Source organism: Clostridium bornimense (genome assembly GCF_018917145.1).
GTDB lineage: Bacteria > Bacillota > Clostridia > Clostridiales > Clostridiaceae > Clostridium_AN > Clostridium_AN bornimense_A.
In genome coordinates, this window is record NZ_JAHLOD010000137.1 from 1 (window position 1) to 719 (window position 719).

A 719-nucleotide genomic window follows, 5' to 3' on the forward strand; every position below is an offset into this window, starting at 1 on the left:
ACTCTCTCCTTGTAGTTTATTATTCTCTTATTTACTCGATATTTCTTAGAATTTCATATCAACTTATATCTATTTTTATATTGTATAAGTATACTAGTTGTATAGCTAACGCTTTTCAAGAAGGATTTGTCTGTTTTTTTGCATGGCAAACAAACCTTTTTGAAAGGCCATTTTTTTTATGATTGCCTAATCGGCTATTCCGTAAAAACTACAGTTGTCAAAACTCTCATGTATCTCTAGATTTACTCTAATATTCCTTTGTACAACATATCTGTAGACGGATGTCGCTAATGCTGTGCAACGAGGTCTATGCCTTAAAGTTATGCTACTCGCGACTATGCCAAGCTAATATTTTTATACTAAGTAATTATCTCTATAAATAATTGATTCTATTCGCTACTATTTCTAAGCCGTTAGGCTGCCTTTTTATCTAATATTCCTTTTATAACTTCATTTCCATTAAATTTAGAATTATTTTTAACCATACCATGTAAAACTCGTAATAACTTGCAACATACTGCTATTTGGGCTTGTTTCTTTTTAAGCGGATTCTCTTTTCTACTAATATAATAATTATATAATTGTTTAAAATACTTATTTTCATTTATTAATGGCAAACATACTTTATAGACTATATCTCGCAGCCTACGGCTTCCGCATTTACTTATTTTCATCTTACCCTTATGTTCACCTGAACTACATTGTTTTAAATCAAATCC

1 protein-coding gene is annotated in these 719 nt (G+C 29.9%); it reads right to left on the reverse strand.

Going from position 1 to position 719, the window contains the following annotated elements:
* Positions 1-413: 413 nt before the first annotated feature.
* Positions 414-719, reverse strand: a 306-nt coding sequence (locus KQI30_RS16890; protein ID WP_216464507.1) for a transposase, incomplete at its 5' end; no start/stop codon positions are given.